This window comes from Bacillus sp. DU-106, assembly GCF_004799705.1.
Lineage (GTDB): Bacteria > Bacillota > Bacilli > Bacillales > Bacillaceae_G > Bacillus_A > Bacillus_A cereus.
In genome coordinates this window covers 1,808,080-1,827,189 of the sequence record NZ_CP026607.1, presented here as the reverse complement: position 1 = coordinate 1,827,189, position 19,110 = coordinate 1,808,080, and the positions used below count along the sequence as shown (strand labels likewise).

Genomic DNA, 19,110 nt, shown 5'->3' with positions numbered 1-19,110 from the left:
ACACTCATCCCTAGGAAAGGGACGAATGTGTTTTCGTGGTTCCACCCTTGTTCCAATCTAGACGTATTTCTCCCTAGATTGCTCAAGTTCAGATAACGGCTGATACCGTCAATAATTACTAGATTACTCGTTCACTATTGAAGTTCAAAGGTGGTAAAATCATTTCTCGTGTTAGGAAGTTCACACCCTTGACTTCCCTCTCTGTAAACCGTAAAAATGATTTCATGTCCTTATCATTACTTTTTCGTTCATGTCTATTTGTTAACTTATTATAGTTATCAACTTTTTAAAAAGCAAGCCTATTTTTACTAACTATTTTCAAAATAACTTTTTATTATATTTCACAATAGCATTATGCAACTGCCACTCAATTTACCTATTTTGTCATTTCTCCAGTTTATAAATCAACGGTTCATATATAAAGTGAAACTTTAATCAGTGGGGATTTTGTTCATCCCCACTGATTATTAGCCTTCACCAATCGGGCTTTTACGGGCAGTTGATCCCCACCTGACTTCTTTGTTTTCGCTGAATTTTGAGGTAGGGGTCTTACTGCCCGTTAATGCGGGATAAATCCCCCATTCTAAAACCCGTACATATCCGCTCCACAAAGCTATATTAATAAAATTTTCAATACAATCTTTTTGTATAACTTTCTTCTAAAGAACGTGCAACATCTTCTTCTGAAGTATTCACTTTCGCATGCTCCAGCAACATTTTTGCTGCTGATGGTAACTCTTTTTTATTTAACCAAGATTCTGGATCCCACATCTTAGAACGAATAAACGCTTTTGCACAATGAATATAACACTCTTCTATTTCAACAACAATTCCAAGCAACGGATTGCGTCCATTCGCCTGCATTTCTTTCAAAATTTCTTCGTCGTTTGTAATATACGCTCGGCCATTTATTCTGAGTGTCTCCCCAAGACCTGGAATAAAAAAGATTAGTCCTACACGTGGATTTGAAATAATATTCAAAATGGAGTCTATACGACGATTTCCTGGTCTTTCTGGAATGATAATTTTATTATTATTGAGTACGTATACAAATCCAGGTGCATCTCCTCGCGGCGAGGCGTCACACTCCCCCAACTGATTTCCAGTGGATAATACTAGAAAAGGAGATTTAGAAAGAAAATCTACGCAATGGTGGTCTAATGATGAAATGACTTTTTTCAACGCTCGCTCACTTGGTTGCCCCAATATTTTCCGTAACTCTTCCTCTGTTGAAATAATCGATTTTATTTCCGTACGCTCTATCCCCACTTATAACCACTCCTTTTTCTTTATTTTCCCAAAATTCAATACAAATATTGTATAATAAAATTTGAGGAAAGGGGAATTAAAATGACAGAGTGGTTAACAATATTTGATCCTGAAAGAAATACACTTGGGAAGAAATTACGTGATGAAGTGCATCGTGACGGCGATTGGCACGAGACATTTCATTGCTGGTTTGTAGAAAAAGATACTGAAGATATGTTTTTATATTTCCAATTACGCTCTAAAAATAAAAAAGAAGCTCCATGTATATGGGATATTACTTCAGCTGGACATATTATGCATGATGAAGATGTACAAATTGGTGGTCTTCGTGAAATTGAGGAAGAATTAGGGCTTTCCTTTCAAACTAATGATTTAACATACAAGGGAATCTTTAAAATAGATTATGAAATTTCAAATCTTACTGATCGCGAGTTTTGTCATATGTATTTTCACAACGTCATCAATCCACTTCCATTCGCACCAGGTGAAGAAGTAGACGATGTGATGAAAGTACATGCAACTTCTTTTCTACAACTATTAAAAGGAGAGATTTCATCTTTAACGACTATTTCAGTCTTAAACAATACACCGATTACGATAACATTTGAAGATATTTATCCGTATGATCTTGCATACTATGAATTTGTTATAGAGCAAGGAAAAGAATTATTAAAAAATAATAGTTTATAAATAAAATAGGACTCCTAGCATAATATTGCGTAGAGTCCTATTTTTTATTATTGTTCAAGGATTTTTAATCTACTCTCTACTTGTATAAATAAACGAATGATTAATAACAGCATAACCACTATAATCGCTATTATTGTATGTGGATATCTAAACAGTATACTAATAACACTTCCAATTAACATCATGATAAATCCGTTTTGCTTCATCACTTCTGCACTATACCTGTTACCCGCATCCCATAATTCCTTATTTTTCATAGATCGTTTCGTACGATAACCATATGCCGCATTAATATCGGTCGGTGGATTTTTTTGAAGAATAATTGCCGCAAGTATAAAAATAATACCAATCAATATGCTTATTCCTATGTTTACTAGTGCATCAATCAATTATATCCCCCCCTAACTTACACTTTCATTATACGACACAACCCTTATTTTTCCAATTTATAACACATTCACTTTCTTTCTTTTGATGTCTGGAACATACTTGGAAGTGTTACAAAACGTGCCCCTTTCGTTTTTAACTGCGGAATGATTTTGTCTAGTGCATCAACAGATCCTTGTAAATGCCCACCTGGTGTTGAATGTTGGAGGATGACACTACCTGGAAATGAATTCCCTAACACATTATTTGTAATCGTATCGGCACTTACACCTTTCCAATCAACTGTATCAACACTCCACTGTACAATCATAAAATTTTGCTCAGTTGCCCAATTCAATTGATTTTCAAGTATTTCACCATACGGTGGACGTATAAACTTCGGGGCATAGCCGGCTAAACGTTTTAATATTTCTTCCGTTTTTATAATTTGATTACGGTACTCAGCGTCATTTACTTTCGCTAAATTCGGATGACTGTACGTATGATTACCAATTACATGCCCTTCATTTGCAATACGCTTTACTACGTTCGGAAATTTTTCTGCGTTTTCACCAAGTAAGAAAAAAGTAGCTTTTACATTATGTTGTTTTAACTTATCTAATATTTTTGGCGTGAATTCTAAATCTGGTCCATCATCAAATGTAAGAGCGACTTCCGCTTTATTATACGGTCCTGAAAATGCGTACGCATATTTTTCAACCCATGAAAATGGTGTCCACGATCCACGATCATCTGCTTTCATTTGTACTTCATAATTTTGAGGGATATATGCGTATGGCAATGAGTTTATATAGTCTCCATAATAAAATGAGTTATATGGCATATAAGCATACGAAACATCTCGTTCTAGTCCCCATTGATATGGAGCAAACATTTCTGGCGAATAAAAATAATACATGATAAAAAACCTCCCTAAATTTTCATATGTGATTCATCTGCACTTTGTTAGAGAAATTGTTATTCATAAACAAAAATAAGACTGTCCTTAATTAGGAAAGCCTTACTACTTTATATTATTAATAAATTGATGTACTATCTTTTGGCAAAGCTTTCACATGTTTTAAATAGTTCGTCACTTTATCATCCTCATCTTGCGGATAGTGATATTCATATGTGTTAGCGATTTCGTTCGCCACTTCCCTAAATAAATCACCCATAACAAAGAATGACTCCCATATGTTTTCATATTCTGCATTAGAAAATGTCCTTTTAAATTGCTCCCACATATCTTCTTCAATATATTGCTCGAAATGCTTTCCAAACTTCCCTGTATTAACTGTAAAGTCTGTTTTCATACCAATATGCCATTCTAGCATTACGATGAACATATCTCGCACTGGTCCTTCAAGCATTCCTTTTGCATAAGAAAGTTCCTCTCTCCATAACCCTTTTGCCACATTTGTACTACACCACCAAAATTCATTACAGCAATCCAAAAACTCTTTTTCTGTAGGCTTTTTTATTAAGTAATCCTTATCGCTTGCTGGCGGGAATCCTTCCATACAATTATCTTTATCAAGAAGCAGTTTACTTAAACTATCTTGTCCAACGAACTTTTTTATTAACTCAACTGGAACTAGCGTTAAATCAATCCGATTCCCATCCATGAACTGCATTAAATATGGAAACTTCCCATCTTCATCTGGTTGAACTAACGACATTTCTTCTGGCATTTGTACAATCATTATTTCTCCAAATCTATGAATCCAATTATGATTAGACGTAAAAGATTGTATATCATTTACAACATACATAATATCATAGTCTTGAAAACAATCTCTTTTCACATTTGGATTTACACGCGATCCATTCATGATGACAGCTCGAATTCTTTCATCCTCTATTGCTGTATTTATAATTAAATCTAACATTTCTTTTTCAGTTCTCATCTACTTATAGCCTCCAATTTTTTAATATACAATATAGTGTTATGTATATTGGAGGTCCACGAGCTAGTCTCGTTATACACGCTACACGTTATAATTTTTGAAACTTCTTTTTCATTCCTTTTCCCTCCTTACATCACTCTTTTACAACTGCCATTCCTTTCAATTTACCAATGCTTTCTACCATTCACTTTTAATTATACCGAAAATTCTGTCTTGAATACAAAAAATAAAGAAGGGACATCTACCCCTTATAGAATAGATATCCCTTCTTTTAAAGTTAAATTTAATTCCTATGGATTAGTAGACCAAAGCCCAGCAGATTTAATAAATGTACGTTTATTTAATTTCAGCTGCGCTACGATAAATTCTGCAATATCTTCTGCTTGCATTACTTTATCAGGGTTTCCATCAGTTAATCCTAAATCTACAGCCATATCAGTTGCTACTGTACTTGGAGTTAAAGCTGTTACACGAATGTTATGTTTGCGAACTTCCATCGCTAACGATTCTGTTAAGCCAAGGACACCAAATTTAGAAGCACTATATGCACTTGTTACAGGTGCACCTTTTTGTCCTGCTGTAGATGAAATGTTAATGATATCACCAGATTGTTGTTCAATCATGCTCGGTAAAGCTGCACGAGTTGCATAGTATACACCCATTAAGTTTACTTGAATGATTTTTTCCCAATCAGCAACGTCTAGTTCTAAAAACTTACCGAATTTAGAAATACCAGCGTTATTAATTAAAATATCGATAGATCCTAAACCATTTTTTAACGTTTCAATCGCAGTTGTTACTTCTTCATATGAAGAAACATCAGCAGTTGCAATAACAGCTTTTACACCTTCTGCTTCTACTTCTTTTGCTACAGCTTTTAAGTTTTCTTCTGAACGAGCTAATAAGCCTACATTTACGCCTTCTTTCGCTAATGCGATTGCTACAGCGCGACCAATCCCTCTACCTGCTCCTGTAATTAAAGCATTTTTACCTTGTAATAATTCTGCCAAGTATAACACTCCTTAATCATCTCAGTTATGTATTATATTAAAATTGTATCTATGTTTATGTAAAAAGGCAATGATGCACTTTCATGTGCGTAGGTTACTTGTAGGTAACTATAGAAAGGTTTTATTTATAAGTTTCATTTTTTTACCATTATTCATGTAAAATAAAAACAAATCCAGCATAGGAGAGTGTATGAGTATGAAAAGCGAAGGAAAAGCTTATCAATATAATTGCAGTAACGGTAAATGCATTTTTAAAGAGAAATAGTGTTAGAAGGTTCTCTCTAACACTATTTCTCTTCATGATTTGGCATACGCACAATAAATTCAGTACCTTTTCCTTCCTCACTCTCAACTTTTATTTCCCCATGATGAAGGTCGAGTACTTTCTTTACAATAGCTAAACCTAAGCCACTTCCTCCATAGGCACGATTTCGTGAAGAATCCGCTTTATAAAAACGCTCAAAAATATGTTGTTTCTGTTCTTCTGATATACCAATTCCTGAATCACGGATACGCACTTCCACTACTGTCTCATGTTCCTTTAACTGAATAGTAATCGTACCACCGCTTGGAGTAAATTTAATACTATTATGAATCAAATTAATCCACACTTGACTCATACTTTCTTGGTCAGCAATAACATATACTTTTTCTAAATCTAGTTCTAACTCAATTTCTTTTTCAGCCCAGAGTGGTTCACTATTTAACACAATTTGCTTTAATTGTTGATCTAATCGATAGCTCACTCTTTCTGGTGTATACTCTTCTGATTCTAAAAGAGTTAGCTTTAGTAAATTTTGACTTAGTTTAGATAATCTCGTTGTTTCAGTTTCAATAATGGTAAGATAATGCTTTCTTTTTTCCTCAGAAAGATTATCGTCTTGTAGTGCTCTAGCAAATCCTTTTATAGAAGTTAACGGTGACTGTATTTCATGAGAAACATTCGATACAAACTCTTGTCTCATTTTCTCCATCGTATTCAGTTCATCTGTCATATCATTTATACTTTTTACGAGCACGCCAATTTCACCATCATACTTTTCTTCATTTCTTATTTTTACGGAGAAGTCTCCTTTTGCAATTTTTTGTATCGGTTCAATAATAGTCCAAATCATCGCCTCTCGTTTTGGTCTCATTAATATTCCAATCAATGTCCAAATAAGAATAATAAAGACAAAACCGACCATATCACTAATTAGAAAGGCAACAAACGGCGATACGTTTACGTCAAAAGCATTCAATAAACTAGTTGCTACATAAAATGCGATAGACCAAATGATAGTAAGAATAGAAAAGAACGCTAATACCGCTCCAAATACTTTCAGCATCTTCAACTTACTCATTCGTTTTCTTTTTCTCATTTACTTACCTCTAAGCGATACCCTAATCCTCTTATTGTTTTAATACTAAATTTCGATTGCTCTTCTTGAAACTTCTCACGTAACCGATTAATATGAACGTCTAGTGTACGTTCATTCCCTTCAAAATCATATCCCCATATTTCTTCAATTAATTGCTCTCTCGAACAAGTTCTTCCCGATTTAGCCCCTAAAGTAAAGAGCAGCTCAAATTCTTTTAACGGTAACGTAACCGTTTGTTCTCCAGATGTAACTTCGAATGTTTTACGATTTAATAATACATTTCCAACTTGAATCGATTGCGAAACTGTAATTTGGTAACGTTTCAATAATGCCTTTACTCTCACTACTAGTTCTATAGGATCAAATGGTTTTACAAGATAATCATCTGTCCCAAGGTGAAATCCTTTTACTTTTTGTGATGTTTCTCCTTTGGCAGTTAGCATCAGAACCGGGATATCATAGTATTTTCTTAATTCAAAACATACATCAAATCCATCCATATTTGGCATCATGATATCAAGAATAACCATATCGACTTTTACGTCATCCATTTTCTGAAGTGCATCTACTCCATCAATTGCCTCATATGTTTGAAAACCTTCTCGTTCTAAAAATACAGAAACGAGTTCTCTAATGTGTGGATCGTCGTCTACTATTAAAATTTTAGGTATCAAAGGAACCATTTCCTTTCTATTTAGCATCTAATATATTTTTTAAAAATGAATCATCAGTGGAGTAAAATCCCACTGATGATTCATTTTATAATGCCCCCTCTTTAATTTTCAATTGCTGCGTTGCAAACTCACGATACATATCATGCGTCTGTAATAATTCATCATGCGTACCACTACCTGTAAGATTCCCTTTTTCAATAAAGATAATTTTATCTGCATCTACAACAGTAGAAAGTCTATGTGCAATCACTAATGTTGTTCTGCCTTTCATTAAGTTATTTAATGCTTTTTGAACGACAGACTCAGATTTACTATCTAAGCTTGAAGTTGCCTCATCGAGCATAAGAATTTGCGGATTGCGAAGTAACGCTCGGGCAATAGCAATTCGCTGTCTTTGTCCCCCAGAAAGCTTCACACCGCGTTCTCCAACTTCTGTTGCATAACCGTTTGGTAAGTCATGAATAAACGCATCAACATATGCCATTGCAGCTACTTTTTCAATTTCTTCATCCGTTACTTCGCCCTCGACACCATAACAAATATTATCACGAATCGTTCCATCAATTAACGGACTATCTTGTGATACGTAACCGATTTGACGTCGCCATGACTCTAATGAATAACTCGTAATTGATTCTTTTCCTAATTTAATGGCACCACTAGTTGGCTCATAAAAACGTTCCAGTAATGAGAATAACGTTGTTTTCCCACTACCACTTGGTCCTACAATCGCTGTCACTTTTCCAGATTCAATTGTGAAATCAATATTTTTCAAAACTTGCTCTTCTTCGTTATACTCAAAATGTACATTTTCAAGAACAATTGGTTGCTTAGCATTTGTCACTTTCACACCAGTTTCATGATCTTCTACTTCATATTCTAAAATCGTACTAATTCTTTCCGTTGCACCAATTGCCTTTTGGAATTGTGTAAAGAACATAGATAATTGACTCATCGGCATTACAATTTGAACTAAATACAAAATAAACGCTACAAGTTCACCGGTTGTTAATGCACCGCTAGAAACTCGCATCCCGCCATATCCTACGATAATAACAAGTAGTGCCATTAAAACAAACGACATAACTGGCGAAATTAATGCTTGCACTTTCCCTTCTTTCAAACCAAATTGTAATAACTTTTGTATACCTGTATTGCCCGTTTCATATTCTCTTTTTTCTGTATTTGAAGATTTCACTAAACGAATTTCTGATAACACTTGCGTTAACACACTTGTAAAAGATGCCGTTTCATCTTGAAGCGCTTTTGAAATCTTATACATTTTTCGTCCAAGTGGAACTAAAATTAATACAGACAACGGAATAACCGTTAAAAGTAACGCAGTCATTTTCCAATCTAAAACAAATAATACAATTAACGATCCAACAATTGAAATACCGCCTGTTAATAAGTTTGACAAATGCTCAGAAATTAACGTTTTCACAACACCTGTATCATTCGTCATACGGCTAATCGTATCACCTGTTCTATTTTGATCGTAATAAGATACCGGCAAGATAAGTACCTTTTTCCACAAACGTTCTCTTAGTCCCGCTACAATCTTCTGCCCAATATAATTTAGTAAATATATAGACAACCCTGCCGCAATAGTTTGCATTACAAAGAAAGCAACTAATCCAACAATTTGTCCTGCACTAATTGAAGAAAGCGAAAAATTATCTACTAATCCTTTTGTAAGCATAGGAATAAATAAACTCGCTCCCGTAGAAAGCAAACTCATTAATAACGCAAAAACTAAAATTCCTTTCGGAGGATTTGTATCTTGAATAAGGCGTAAAAACTGCCTCCAACTCCCTTTTTTCTTCATTTCATTTCTAACTTCCATTCCTGTTCATCTCCTCATGTTAAACAAAACTGTTCTTTCTAAAATTAGAATACGATACAAATGTAAACTGAATGTAAACACACTTTTTCTATTTTTACAAAATATACATAAAAACTCATCTTTACAACAGATATAAACATCTGATATTATTACCTGGTACTTAATATTATTCTATGTAAATTATAGATAAATAATTTAAAACACGATATAAATCTCCAGTTAGTGAAAGGAGTATCCTTTTTGCAAACAAATATACATTCTGAAAAGGAAACAATTATTTTTATTCATGGATTAGTTGGCAATCGTCGCGCCTTCAAAAAGGAGCAAAAACGTTTTTCTTCCTCCTACAACATTATAACTTATGACTTATTAGGTCACGGTGATGATAAAGGAGAAGCAATTGACTTTTCATTACAGCGCCTCGTAGATCAATTATTAAACTTATATGAGCAAGAAGGTATTAAAAAAGCACATATTTGTGCGCTAAGTTACGGCTGTTACATCTCTACAATTTTTGCACAAATGCATCCAGAAAAAGTATTAAGTATTTGTCATATTGGGGGACATTACAATAACCCTTCTCGTTTATATAATGTATTTCAAAATTTTTGGGAGAAGCGAGGAGATGAATACTCTAAATGGCTCTCTCAATACGCAAATACTATTTTTCCAAGCGGTATACTAAAAGCAAATCCGTTCGCAGTCATTTCAAGAAATATTTACTACCGTTTCGGATTACAATTACATTCATCCATAATTGCCCAGTCATTACGACATCGGTTAGAATTCGATTTAAAATCTAAATTAAAATCACTTCCTCACCCTATACTATGGGTAATGGGAGAGCATGATCATCTCTATAAATCTTGTCTATTTGATTTGAAATCTATTTTGCCTAACGTTCTATATAAGGAAATACCGTTAGCGGGACATGCAGCGAACTTATTTCGTCCTAACTATTTCCATGACTTATATGATCGATTTTTAAATGGAAAGTTAAAATAAAAACTATTAAACTTCCAATTTATTCAACTATAAAAAGGCTTCCCAAGTTTCCTTGGAAAGCCTTTTCTCTATACGAAAAGTACATAAAACTACTTTTTCTTAGTATGCTTTTGTGTAACCTAATAGGTGCTTGCTCCAGTAAGAGTTACTTACAGAACTAATACGTACACCAGTTGCATCTGTTTCTGCACTAATGAACTGACCGTTTCCTAAGTAAACACCCATGTGAGAAGGACCTGATTTATAAGTATTTTGGAAGTATACTAAATCACCTGGTTGTGGATTGCTAGTTTTTGTTTTAGAGCTCCAGTATCCAGCAACTGTTTGACGAGCGCCTTTATGACCAGTTTGATTTAATACGTAGTGAATGAATCCACTGCAGTCAAAACCAGCAGGTGTTGTACCAGCAGTTCTGTATGGTGAACCATTTAAAGATCTAGCGAATCCAGCGATTGAAGATGTATCTCCACCTGTTGTTGGTTTTTGTACGTCTTTACCTGGTTGTTGAACGTTATTTGTAACATTATTGTTATTTGTAACGTTGTTTACTCCGCCTTTTACAAACTTAACGAAGTCTGCACTTACGTAACCTGTGCGGCCGTTATGGTTAATTTTGTACCAACCATTTTCAGCACCAGTAACGTTTAATACTTTACCATTTGTTACTCCACCGATTACAGCGTTGTATGTAGCTGGGCCTGTACGTACTTTTAAAGCACCAGTGTTAACAACATAAGAACCACCAGTTTGAACTGTTGTAGTATTGTTGTTTGTAGTTGGTTGTTGTGTTTCGTTAGATACAGCAGAACCACCTTTTGTTACGAAGTCTTTGCTTACGTATCCAGTTCCACCATTGAAGTTGATTTTAAACCAATCTTGTACTTCACCTACAACTTGTACTGTTTTACCTTTGTTTACAGAACCTAATACTGTATGAGATGTACTTGGGCCTGTACGTACGTTAAGTGAAGAAACGTTTACTGTGTAAGTACCTGTTCCTTGTTGAACAGTCGTTCCTGTTTTGCCACCAGTCGTTACGAAGTCACCACTTACATAACCTGTTTGACCATTTACGTTTACTTTGAACCAACCATTTTCTTGTCCAACTACTTGTAGCACTTGGCCTGATTTTACTTTAGAAATAACGTTATGTCCTGTACCAGCACCTGAACGAACATTTAATACATCAGCAGTTACTGTGTATTTTAATTCAGAAGTTGTTTCTACAGTTTTTGTTTCAGTTACAGTCGTTTGAGTTTGAGTTTGAGTTTGTCCATTAATTTCTTTTAGCGCTTCATTTGAAACTTGTGCATGAGCAGAATCCATTCCTGGAACTGCAACGCCAGCTACAGAAGCTGCTGCTAAACCTGCAATTACTTTTTTCATAAGTTGTCTTTACTTCCTTTCCCTACTATCCTCTTAAAAAAAACTAAAACTTTAATACTTTACAATATTATCAAAGTAAAATATTCATCCAGTTCCATTTTTTAGCAAGAGTTTTATTTTTCACACAGAGTTCATTTTAAATGAACAAAGTGAAATCCGTGTGAACTTCATGTGAACTTTATCATTAAACACAGTGTTTTTGCAATGGTTTTTTCAAATTTCTTATATATCGCATGAAAATTCGACATTCCATTTAATATTTTAATATAAAATATCCCTTTTCTATCTATTATAAAAAATTCTATTAACCTAATACAAACTCAAGTATGTATTTCCTTATAAAGCTCCTTACATAAAGTATACTTTCATCATGACAAAAATCACTCTATTTATCAATAGTATAATATTTTTAGAAAACTAAATTTCTATACTATCTACAATTTTGAAATAATTTGACGAATTGTAAGATTTATTTCACAAAAGCCATTTCTCCTTTAAAGAAAACACACACTATATCAACTGTTCTCTTTTTCTTATAATGGAATTTATAGGATATTTATAGTATTATATACATATCTTAATAAACAAGAATTTTAGCGAATTGATTAAAGTTTCATTCCCTTATAAAATGAAACTTTAATCAGGAAGGGTTTTATACATCCTCCGCTAATTATTAACCCTCACCACTCGGGCTGCCCATTAATGCGGAGTTTTATTGGAATAAAAAGAGGAGGCATATTTGTGAGAAATATAATAGATGATCCAATACAAAAAAACATAGAGCTATACTATGCTTTTATTCAATTCGTTTCAATGATAACATTACAAAAAGTATCAGCTATTGAAACACGTAAAAACGAATTAAAAAATCAGATGAAAAATGCAGGACAAAAAAACCCTTATTACGTATAAAAAAAGGTGAACAGGTTATATTCCTGTTCACCTTTTTAAATTATTTATAAATTTTCACACGGTCCTCTAGCGGTTGGAATTCTTTTTCACCAGCATGTACTACCGGTTTACCAAATGGCATTTGCGCAATAAGTTTCCAATTCTCTGGAACATCCCACTCTTTTCTCACTTCTTCATCAATTAGCGGATTGTAATGCTGTAACGTAGCACCAAACCCTTCAATTTCTAAAGCTGTCCAAATTGCAAATTGTAACATTCCTGATGATTGCTGAGACCAAGTTGGGAAATTATCTTTATATAATGCAAAGTTAGCTTGAAGGCTTTCCACTACTTCACTGTCTTCAAAATATAAAACCGTTCCATAACCACTTTTAAATGCATTCATTTTTTCTTCAGTAGGTGCAAAGTTATTTTCAGGTACAATTTTTCGTAACGTTTCTTTCGTAATATCCCATAATTTATCATGTTGTTCTCCTAATAAAACAACAATGCGAGCACTTTGAGAATTAAAAGCTGAAGGTGTATGTTTTACAGCATGATAAATCACTTCTTGAATTTTCTCATCAGAAACTACTTGCTCTTTACTAATTGCATAAATAGATCTTCTGTCTTCAATTGCTGAGTAAAAATCTTTTGCCATCATAATTCCCTCCAATTTTCAATTGAGGCTATTTCATATGTATATATCATATTACGCCCCTCAAACTTATTATTAATAAGCTTATAACTTTATAATATCACAGCAACAAATAAACTCAAATGTTAACACTTGTATTTAGACTCTTTTTCCTTTTTAAAATGAAAATAAAAAGACTGCTTGTTGTTATCTAAAATTAGTAACAACAAACAGTCTTACTTATGTAGCGATCTAGATTCGTATTTTACTTACTTAATTAACTAATCCAAATGCATACGACATTAACTTATTTGTCTCTGTAAAACGTTTTGTTTTACTTGATGTCCCCATGACCACTGTAATAATTCGATTATCACCTTGCTTTGCAGTCCCAGTAAAACAGTATCCTGCACTATCTGTAAATCCAGTCTTTAGTCCGTCCATTCCTTCTATATATAAACTTTTATTATTTTTATTTAACATGTCGTTTGTGCTTATAACATTAATATTATTAAATGCTAGCTGACTTTGGCGTAAGTGAGTCACTTCTAATATTTCCGGATAATCTTTTATAAGATGATATGCCAATTGCGCTACATCAGTAGCCGTCATTTTTGTTTCACTTCCATCTGGCTCTTGTAATCCAGACGCATTTGCAAATTTAGCATGTTCCGACATTTTTAACTGTTTCGCTTTTGCATCCATAAGCTGAACGAAATCTTTCTCCGATTTTGCCATATGTTCTGCTAAAGCCACAGCTGAATTATTAGCTGACTCAATCATTAATGCATGATATAAATCTTTAACGGTTAATGTGTCATTAACTTGTACTGGGATTCTCGCTCCCTCTGTTTGTGCCGCCTTCGCACTCATTTTCACTGGATCTTCCCAGCGAACTTTCCCGTTATGTATACTCTCTAGTAAGAGATACGCTGTCATCATCTTAGACATACTAGCCGGTGCAAAAGCTTCATTTTCATTATATTGATAAATAATATCTCCATCACTCGCATCGATAATCATAGCTGCTTTTGCGTTAATTTCTGGTGGGATGTACTTTGGCGGGACTACTTTTTCAGTAAATCCTGCTTTAGGTAGTTCTGCCACTTGCAAAGGTTGTCCCTCTACATTCGCTATGCTCTTTTGATTTCCTTGGAATAAGAACCAACATATCCCTAAAATAATGACTAATAGGACTGTCATCCTTCCCCATTTTAACCGATTCATTTCAAAACTCCTTTAGCAAACCTTTTATACACTCACATTTAACCTTATCAACAATTCCTTTATACAGTCAAGGTAAAAGGTATATTTATTCATAGTACAGCAATGATTATTTTAATTTATTTATGTTAAACTTACAATATTGAAACGTAAGAAAATTTAATAATAAAATCTCGTAAATAAAGCGAAACTTTAATCAGCCCCACCAATCAGGCTACCCGTCAAATAGCGAGATAAACTATTTAATAGAAGGGATTCATACAAATGCTACTTCCAAAATCATTAAAATACGGAGACACAGTTGGGATTTACTCCCCTTCTTCACCAGTAACCTACACTTCACCAAAGAGATTTGAACGAGCAAAATCTTACTTACAACAGAAAGGGTTTCATATATTAGAAGGTTCATTAACAGGTCGATATGATTTTTATCGTTCTGGTAGTATACAAGAGCGTGCTGAGGAGCTAAATGCCTTAATAAGAAATCCTAATATTTCTTGTATTATTTCAACAATTGGTGGGATGAATTCAAATTCAATATTACCTTATATTGATTATGATGCTTTTCTAAAGAACCCTAAAATAATGATTGGGTATTCAGATGCAACTGCTTTATTACTAGCAATTTACACCAAAACAGGAATTCCTACATTTTATGGACCAGCTCTCGTCCCTTCCTTTGGCGAATTTGAACCTTTTGTTGATTGCACATACAAATATTTCGCTGAAACTTTACTACATGATCATTCTCTTCCTTATCATATAAAACAACCATTATTTTGGTCAGATGAATTTATTAATTGGGAAGAAAAGACAAAGGAGAAAGAACTTCGACCAAACGATTGGATTTCAGTAATTGATGGAAAAGCTACTGGGCGTATTATTGGCGGGAATTTAAACACGATACAAGGAATTTGGGGTAGCCCCTATATGCCACATATTCAAGAAGGCGACATTCTCTTCATTGAGGACAGTTCAAAAGACGCAGCTACTATTGAAAGAAGCTTTTCATTACTTAAAATTAACGGTGTATTCGATAAAATTTCAGGTATCATTCTTGGAAAACATGAGCAATTTGATGATTGTGGTACAAATCGAAAACCTTTTGAAATACTACTAGAAGTACTTCAAAATCAAAGAATTCCTTTTCTAGCTGACTTCGATTGTTGTCATACACATCCAATGATTACCATGCCTATCGGTGTTCAAGTAGAGTTGGATGCAACAAATAAAACGATACATATTGTAGAACCTTGGAAAAAATGAATGCATGGCTTCTATTGTTTTACAATAAAAGCCATGATACTATATAATTTGGAATGTGAAAGATTAAACAAAATACGTTCCAATATCTATTATTAGGAAAAGATAGATATAAATATATATTTATATGTAAAAGAGAGTGAATAAATGAAACCAACTATTAAAAATTACGTATTTTTACATGTAGCTTTTTTGATATATTCTATCATTGTGGTTTACATGAAATGGGCAGCTAAGTTTCCCATTGCTTCCATCTCATTTTTTATTGCTTATTTCGGACTAGTTGTACTTTTATTCGGATATGCAATTTTATGGCAACAAGTAATTAAGCATTTCGAAATATCGAAAGCATATTCACATCGCGGAATTATTATACTGTGGTCAATGCTTTGGTCAGTAGTTCTATTTGGAGATACGATACAGTGGAATCATTTACTTGGTGCGGCTATTATTATCGTCGGAATTGTGGTGGTGACAAAAGATGAATAGTTATATGTTGTTATTGATCTTTGGAATCGTATTGGCCAATTACTCACAAATTTTATTAAAAAAGGCTACTTTACAGCAATATGATTCTAAATTAAAAGAATATGTAAATCCATATGTAATCATCGGTTACTCTTTATTTGTACTTAACGCAGGATTCAATATTATCGCCTTAAAGGGACTGACAATAAATCAAGTCTCTGCATTAGAATCATTAAGTTATATCATCATATTAATTTTCGGTTGGTATTTTTTAGGTGAAAAAGTAACGAAAAGAAAAGTAATTGGGAATACCATCATTTTAATGGGTGTTGTGGTTTATTTTATTCAGTAATCACTTATACAAAAAGCTCCGTTTATCACAAACGGAGCTTTTTACTATTGACCTAAATTTTGCACTTTATCTTTCAAATCTCGAACTTGATCTACCGTCTGCATAAGCTCAGAGTTTTTAAATTGCTCTACATCCACTTTTCCTTCTTCTATCTTTGTCATCGCCGTATCAATTAACGTATTTAACTTTTCGTTATATCCGACGATTTGTTGATGAATATCCTTCGCTACATCAGGTGGCGTTAATTCATTGAATGCGGGTATATCTTGTTTAATTTCACTAAGCTTCGTTTCTAATTCTTTTCGAGCCTCGCTATCATTAACGGCCTTTTCTGCTAATGCTGGTGCATCATTTGCAAATGCACTTATTTCATTTACATAGTCTGTCGCCTTTTGAGCATAATCTATGGAGTTCTTTCCTTCTTCCACTATTGAACATCCCATTAAACCAATTGAAACTATAAATACTAATAAAATTGATTTTATTTTCATTTTAGACTCCCTTCGTCTTTATCATTGTCTGTAATTTTCTCTATACATAACTTCTAGCTAAATTGTTTATAACCTTTTTCAAATAGCTATTTATCCTCTTACATGCCCTATTATCGTTACAACATCTATTTCTATATGTACGCTTATAATATCTTCAATTATATCCATATAGCCTTGTCCTATAGCTGTTCCATAGTGTAATGTAAGCCCCTTCTTTTCATACACTGACTTTGGCACTGAAAAAATAAATCTCCTCAAGTTTCTTTCATCAGCTGGTTCCATAATTAAAACAATCCCATCTTCATCAAACATATACGCTCGCCCTCCAACTTTACATTCACTATGGCTCAGTATTGCCTTGGTCAGCAAAATTTAAAACACAATAAGTTAAGATACTCTCTGCTCTATCATAAAGTGAAAGTTTAATCAGTGAGGATTTTGTTCATCCCCCACTGGCTATCAGCCCGATCCCCACCTAACTTCTTTACTTCCGCTGAATTTTGAGGTAGGGTCTTACTGCCCGGCAAATAGCGAGATAAAAATAAAAAGCATTCATTCTTTTTTGTTAAGAATGGATGCTTTTTAAAAAATCAATTTCTAACTCTAGCATCTTTTTTTGACGAGGTTTTACTTTTCTTACGGGAACTCCAGCGTAAATATACCAATCATCTAAACTCTCTTTTACCATACTCATCGCACCGACTGCCGTACCTTCTCCTACCGTTACATTTGGAAAAATAATAGAATTAGCACCAATAATCACATGTTTTTTTAAAATAACTTTTTCTGCTTTCACATTCCTATATTGATTCGGGACGGTTGGCCCCATTAATGTATTTCCACTGAAATCATCAAGTACTGCATATACGATTGTTTTAGCTGAGATGTTTGCAAAATCATGCATTTTAATCCCAACTTCCCCTCCATATAACGCTGTATACGCTGATATGTGCGAATAACTTCCAATTGTGATTTTACCACTTAAAATGCAAAAATCATCAATTCTTACATGATTGCCAACTGATATAGCACTCGGATTATATATACTTGCTTTTTTACTAACCAATACATTTTTCCCAACAGATAAAAATCCAATTTGCTTTAGTTCTTCTTGACTATAAAAACTATTCATCTACCGACACCACCTTCTGCTCTAAACAGATTACAATTTGCTCTACTAGTTCTTTCGTCATTCCTTCCCATAAAGGTAAACTTACGATTCGTTTTGCTATTTTATTCGTCTTTGTTAAATCTGTAGACTTATAGTTTTTAAAAAGAACTTGTTGGTGGCAAGATGGTGAAAAGTATAATCTAGCTTCTATTTTCTGTTTTTTCAGTTCTTCTATTACTTGTATATTGCGAACTTCTTCTGGACAAATGATAGGCATAAATTGGTGAATAACCGCTTCTGTCTTTTGGACTTTCCACCCTTTTTTCATTAACCCAGTATTTTGTAACAACTGTTTATACCATTCAGAAATACGGCTGCGTTCTTTTAATTTTTGATCCCACTTTTTTATAGTCGCTATCCCAATAGCTGCTGCGTATTCAGACATTTTACAATTAAACCCCATCATCGTACATTCACGATTTTTATCAAATCCGAAATTCCCCATTCTTTTAATACGTTGTATATCTTCTTCGTTTTTACTATATATGAGCCCTCCTTCACCAATTCCGAACGGCTTTGTTGCATGAAAGCTATATACAATCATTCCACTAAAATCTTGACCGTAATGCATCCCTCCATTCATTAATCCAAATCCCGGCGCCGCATCTACGACAACCGGAATCCCCTTCTTCTCTAGTTCTTCATATTCTTCTAAGTTCATCCATGATCCAAAAGTGGCGTACGGGATAACAATCGCAACCTCTTCTTTTAATTCTTCTATTTTATCCAAAAGTACGGTTTTATCCATATACCAATCATCTATTGAAATATCAATAAAGTACGGTTCCAATCCACACCAAATAGCGGCTAAGGCAGTCGCAGGGAATGTAAAGCTAGGCATGAGAGCATACTTTCCCTTTCTTCTTTTCTTTAGTTGAATAGCCGCCATTAACCCTAACGTTGCGTTTGCTACTGTTGTAACAGCTCCCCTGTTTTGAAAAAATGACGACATAATTGTTTCCTCAAAACGTTGATTTATAGGTCCATAATTCGTATATATGTGAGATGTATCAATTTCCTTCAATTCGTCCAAATACTCACTTACAGGTACAGTTGAAGCACGTAAAAAAGGAATATTCTCCATATCTATCTATTC

21 protein-coding genes, 1 pseudogene and 1 other annotated feature are annotated in these 19,110 nt (G+C 33.9%); of the genes and pseudogenes, 7 read left to right on the top strand and 15 right to left on the bottom strand.

What is annotated here, in order from left to right; all coding sequences use genetic code 11:
- Window positions 1–14 precede the first annotated feature (14 nt).
- Window positions 15–246, bottom strand: a binding site (T-box leader).
- A gap of 384 nt (window positions 247–630) precedes the next feature.
- A complete protein-coding gene (locus C3Y97_RS09445) occupies window positions 631–1,269 on the bottom strand; it encodes a pyridoxamine 5'-phosphate oxidase family protein (protein ID WP_000510732.1) in 639 nt (212 codons plus the stop codon).
- A gap of 81 nt (window positions 1,270–1,350) precedes the next feature.
- Between C3Y97_RS09445 and C3Y97_RS09440 the strand changes: the two genes are divergently transcribed.
- Window positions 1,351–1,959 (top strand): NUDIX hydrolase, encoded by a 609-nt coding sequence (locus C3Y97_RS09440; RefSeq protein WP_000141357.1) that lies wholly within the window; start codon window positions 1,351–1,353, stop codon window positions 1,957–1,959.
- A gap of 47 nt (window positions 1,960–2,006) precedes the next feature.
- On the opposite strand, the gene C3Y97_RS09435 is transcribed toward C3Y97_RS09440, so the two are convergent.
- The 4 genes from C3Y97_RS09435 to C3Y97_RS09420 all read right to left on the bottom strand — a co-directional run bounded on the left by C3Y97_RS09435 (window position 2,007) and on the right by C3Y97_RS09420 (window position 5,245).
- Complete coding sequence (locus tag C3Y97_RS09435; RefSeq protein ID WP_025118474.1) at window positions 2,007–2,345, bottom strand: SdpI family protein; 339 nt, start codon at window positions 2,343–2,345, stop codon at window positions 2,007–2,009.
- A 71-nt stretch (window positions 2,346–2,416) separates the two neighbouring features.
- Window positions 2,417–3,244, bottom strand: coding sequence for a peptidoglycan-N-acetylglucosamine deacetylase (locus C3Y97_RS09430; protein ID WP_136363306.1), 828 nt, complete (start codon window positions 3,242–3,244; stop codon window positions 2,417–2,419).
- A 118-nt stretch (window positions 3,245–3,362) separates the two neighbouring features.
- Window positions 3,363–4,235, bottom strand: a complete 873-nt coding sequence (locus tag C3Y97_RS09425) for an aminoglycoside 6-adenylyltransferase (RefSeq protein WP_136363304.1) — start codon at window positions 4,233–4,235, stop codon at window positions 3,363–3,365.
- A 290-nt stretch (window positions 4,236–4,525) separates the two neighbouring features.
- Window positions 4,526–5,245, bottom strand: coding sequence for a 3-ketoacyl-ACP reductase (locus tag C3Y97_RS09420; protein WP_000818985.1), 720 nt, complete (start codon window positions 5,243–5,245; stop codon window positions 4,526–4,528).
- Window positions 5,246–5,441: 196 nt separating this feature from the next.
- Between C3Y97_RS09420 and C3Y97_RS28450 the strand changes: the two are divergent.
- A pseudogene (locus tag C3Y97_RS28450) lies at window positions 5,442–5,510 on the top strand (DUF3139 domain-containing protein); the annotation flags it as partial.
- A gap of 22 nt (window positions 5,511–5,532) precedes the next feature.
- On the opposite strand, the gene hitS reads toward C3Y97_RS28450, so the two are convergent.
- From hitS to C3Y97_RS09405, 3 genes are all read right to left on the bottom strand, one after another.
- On the bottom strand, window positions 5,533–6,606 hold the full coding sequence (hitS, locus tag C3Y97_RS09415; RefSeq protein ID WP_136363302.1) for an envelope stress sensor histidine kinase HitS: 1,074 nt from the start codon (window positions 6,604–6,606) through the stop codon (window positions 5,533–5,535).
- On the bottom strand, window positions 6,603–7,280 hold the full coding sequence (gene hitR, locus C3Y97_RS09410) for an envelope stress response regulator transcription factor HitR (RefSeq protein WP_000612413.1): 678 nt from the start codon (window positions 7,278–7,280) through the stop codon (window positions 6,603–6,605). The genes hitS and hitR overlap by 4 nt, the downstream gene beginning before the upstream one ends.
- An 85-nt stretch (window positions 7,281–7,365) precedes the next feature.
- Entirely contained in the window at window positions 7,366–9,126 is a 1,761-nt protein-coding gene (locus C3Y97_RS09405; RefSeq protein ID WP_000453886.1) for an ABC transporter ATP-binding protein, read from the bottom strand.
- A gap of 240 nt (window positions 9,127–9,366) precedes the next feature.
- Between C3Y97_RS09405 and C3Y97_RS09400 the strand changes: the two genes are divergently transcribed.
- Window positions 9,367–10,131 (top strand): alpha/beta fold hydrolase, encoded by a 765-nt coding sequence (locus C3Y97_RS09400; RefSeq protein ID WP_001194309.1) that lies wholly within the window; start codon window positions 9,367–9,369, stop codon window positions 10,129–10,131.
- Between the two features lie 99 nt (window positions 10,132–10,230).
- Here the strand turns inward: C3Y97_RS09400 and entFM are convergent, their stop codons facing one another.
- Window positions 10,231–11,517, bottom strand: coding sequence for an enterotoxin EntFM (gene entFM, locus C3Y97_RS09395; RefSeq protein WP_000755513.1), 1,287 nt, complete (start codon window positions 11,515–11,517; stop codon window positions 10,231–10,233).
- Between the two features lie 741 nt (window positions 11,518–12,258).
- On the opposite strand from entFM, the gene C3Y97_RS09390 reads away from it, so the two are divergent.
- The gene (locus C3Y97_RS09390; protein ID WP_001244279.1) at window positions 12,259–12,429 is read left to right on the top strand and encodes a hypothetical protein; all 171 of its coding nucleotides are present in this window, start codon (window positions 12,259–12,261) and stop codon (window positions 12,427–12,429) included.
- Between the two features lie 40 nt (window positions 12,430–12,469).
- On the opposite strand, the gene C3Y97_RS09385 is transcribed toward C3Y97_RS09390, so the two are convergent.
- Entirely contained in the window at window positions 12,470–13,072 is a 603-nt protein-coding gene (locus C3Y97_RS09385) for a nitroreductase family protein (protein ID WP_002204806.1), read from the bottom strand.
- Between the two features lie 246 nt (window positions 13,073–13,318).
- Complete coding sequence (locus tag C3Y97_RS09380) at window positions 13,319–14,272, bottom strand: D-alanyl-D-alanine carboxypeptidase family protein (protein ID WP_069358024.1); 954 nt, start codon at window positions 14,270–14,272, stop codon at window positions 13,319–13,321.
- A gap of 261 nt (window positions 14,273–14,533) precedes the next feature.
- Here C3Y97_RS09380 and C3Y97_RS09375 point away from each other — a divergent pair, with 261 nt between their 5' ends.
- The 3 genes from C3Y97_RS09375 to C3Y97_RS09365 all read left to right on the top strand — a co-directional run bounded on the left by C3Y97_RS09375 (window position 14,534) and on the right by C3Y97_RS09365 (window position 16,352).
- The gene (locus C3Y97_RS09375) at window positions 14,534–15,535 is read left to right on the top strand and encodes a S66 family peptidase (RefSeq protein WP_000926330.1); all 1,002 of its coding nucleotides are present in this window, start codon (window positions 14,534–14,536) and stop codon (window positions 15,533–15,535) included.
- 144 nt (window positions 15,536–15,679) lie between these two features.
- Window positions 15,680–16,021, top strand: a complete 342-nt coding sequence (locus C3Y97_RS09370) for an EamA family transporter (RefSeq protein ID WP_000805132.1) — start codon at window positions 15,680–15,682, stop codon at window positions 16,019–16,021.
- Window positions 16,014–16,352 carry an EamA family transporter gene (locus C3Y97_RS09365; protein WP_001089877.1) on the top strand — a complete coding sequence of 113 codons (339 nt, stop codon included), beginning with the start codon at window positions 16,014–16,016 and terminating at the stop codon, window positions 16,350–16,352. The genes C3Y97_RS09370 and C3Y97_RS09365 overlap by 8 nt, the downstream gene beginning before the upstream one ends.
- 44 nt (window positions 16,353–16,396) lie before the next feature.
- Here the strand turns inward: C3Y97_RS09365 and C3Y97_RS09360 are convergent, their stop codons facing one another.
- The 4 genes from C3Y97_RS09360 to C3Y97_RS09345 form a co-directional block, all read right to left on the bottom strand.
- A complete protein-coding gene (locus C3Y97_RS09360; protein ID WP_000695202.1) occupies window positions 16,397–16,843 on the bottom strand; it encodes a DUF6376 family protein in 447 nt (148 codons plus the stop codon).
- Between the two features lie 90 nt (window positions 16,844–16,933).
- The gene (locus C3Y97_RS09355) at window positions 16,934–17,155 is read right to left on the bottom strand and encodes a hypothetical protein (RefSeq protein WP_000459099.1); all 222 of its coding nucleotides are present in this window, start codon (window positions 17,153–17,155) and stop codon (window positions 16,934–16,936) included.
- Window positions 17,156–17,408: 253 nt separating this feature from the next.
- Window positions 17,409–17,975: an acyltransferase gene (locus C3Y97_RS09350; protein ID WP_001084196.1), complete on the bottom strand. Its 567-nt coding sequence runs from the start codon at window positions 17,973–17,975 to the stop codon at window positions 17,409–17,411.
- Window positions 17,968–19,098 carry a DegT/DnrJ/EryC1/StrS aminotransferase family protein gene (locus C3Y97_RS09345; protein WP_000427964.1) on the bottom strand — a complete coding sequence of 377 codons (1,131 nt, stop codon included), beginning with the start codon at window positions 19,096–19,098 and terminating at the stop codon, window positions 17,968–17,970. The genes C3Y97_RS09350 and C3Y97_RS09345 overlap by 8 nt, the downstream gene beginning before the upstream one ends.
- Between the last annotated feature and the right edge of the window lie 12 nt (window positions 19,099–19,110).

What these genes read in the sequence shown, in the direction of transcription:
- C3Y97_RS09425 (WP_136363304.1), bottom strand. Translation starts at nt 4,235, where the DNA reads ATGAGAACTGAAAAAGAAATGTTAGATTTAATTATAAATACAGCAATA.
- C3Y97_RS09385 (WP_002204806.1), bottom strand. Translation starts at nt 13,072, where the DNA reads ATGATGGCAAAAGATTTTTACTCAGCAATTGAAGACAGAAGATCTATT.
- hitS (WP_136363302.1), bottom strand. Translation starts at nt 6,606, where the DNA reads ATGAGAAAAAGAAAACGAATGAGTAAGTTGAAGATGCTGAAAGTATTT.
- entFM (WP_000755513.1), bottom strand. Translation starts at nt 11,517, where the DNA reads ATGAAAAAAGTAATTGCAGGTTTAGCAGCAGCTTCTGTAGCTGGCGTT.
- C3Y97_RS09365 (WP_001089877.1), top strand. Translation starts at nt 16,014, where the DNA reads ATGAATAGTTATATGTTGTTATTGATCTTTGGAATCGTATTGGCCAAT.
- C3Y97_RS09380 (WP_069358024.1), bottom strand. Translation starts at nt 14,272, where the DNA reads ATGAATCGGTTAAAATGGGGAAGGATGACAGTCCTATTAGTCATTATT.
- C3Y97_RS09375 (WP_000926330.1), top strand. Translation starts at nt 14,534, where the DNA reads ATGCTACTTCCAAAATCATTAAAATACGGAGACACAGTTGGGATTTAC.
- C3Y97_RS09350 (WP_001084196.1), bottom strand. Translation starts at nt 17,975, where the DNA reads ATGAATAGTTTTTATAGTCAAGAAGAACTAAAGCAAATTGGATTTTTA.
- C3Y97_RS09355 (WP_000459099.1), bottom strand. Translation starts at nt 17,155, where the DNA reads ATGTTTGATGAAGATGGGATTGTTTTAATTATGGAACCAGCTGATGAA.
- C3Y97_RS09440 (WP_000141357.1), top strand. Translation starts at nt 1,351, where the DNA reads ATGACAGAGTGGTTAACAATATTTGATCCTGAAAGAAATACACTTGGG.
- C3Y97_RS09405 (WP_000453886.1), bottom strand. Translation starts at nt 9,126, where the DNA reads ATGGAAGTTAGAAATGAAATGAAGAAAAAAGGGAGTTGGAGGCAGTTT.
- C3Y97_RS09345 (WP_000427964.1), bottom strand. Translation starts at nt 19,098, where the DNA reads ATGGAGAATATTCCTTTTTTACGTGCTTCAACTGTACCTGTAAGTGAG.
- C3Y97_RS09360 (WP_000695202.1), bottom strand. Translation starts at nt 16,843, where the DNA reads ATGAAAATAAAATCAATTTTATTAGTATTTATAGTTTCAATTGGTTTA.
- C3Y97_RS09370 (WP_000805132.1), top strand. Translation starts at nt 15,680, where the DNA reads ATGAAACCAACTATTAAAAATTACGTATTTTTACATGTAGCTTTTTTG.
- C3Y97_RS09430 (WP_136363306.1), bottom strand. Translation starts at nt 3,244, where the DNA reads ATGTATTATTTTTATTCGCCAGAAATGTTTGCTCCATATCAATGGGGA.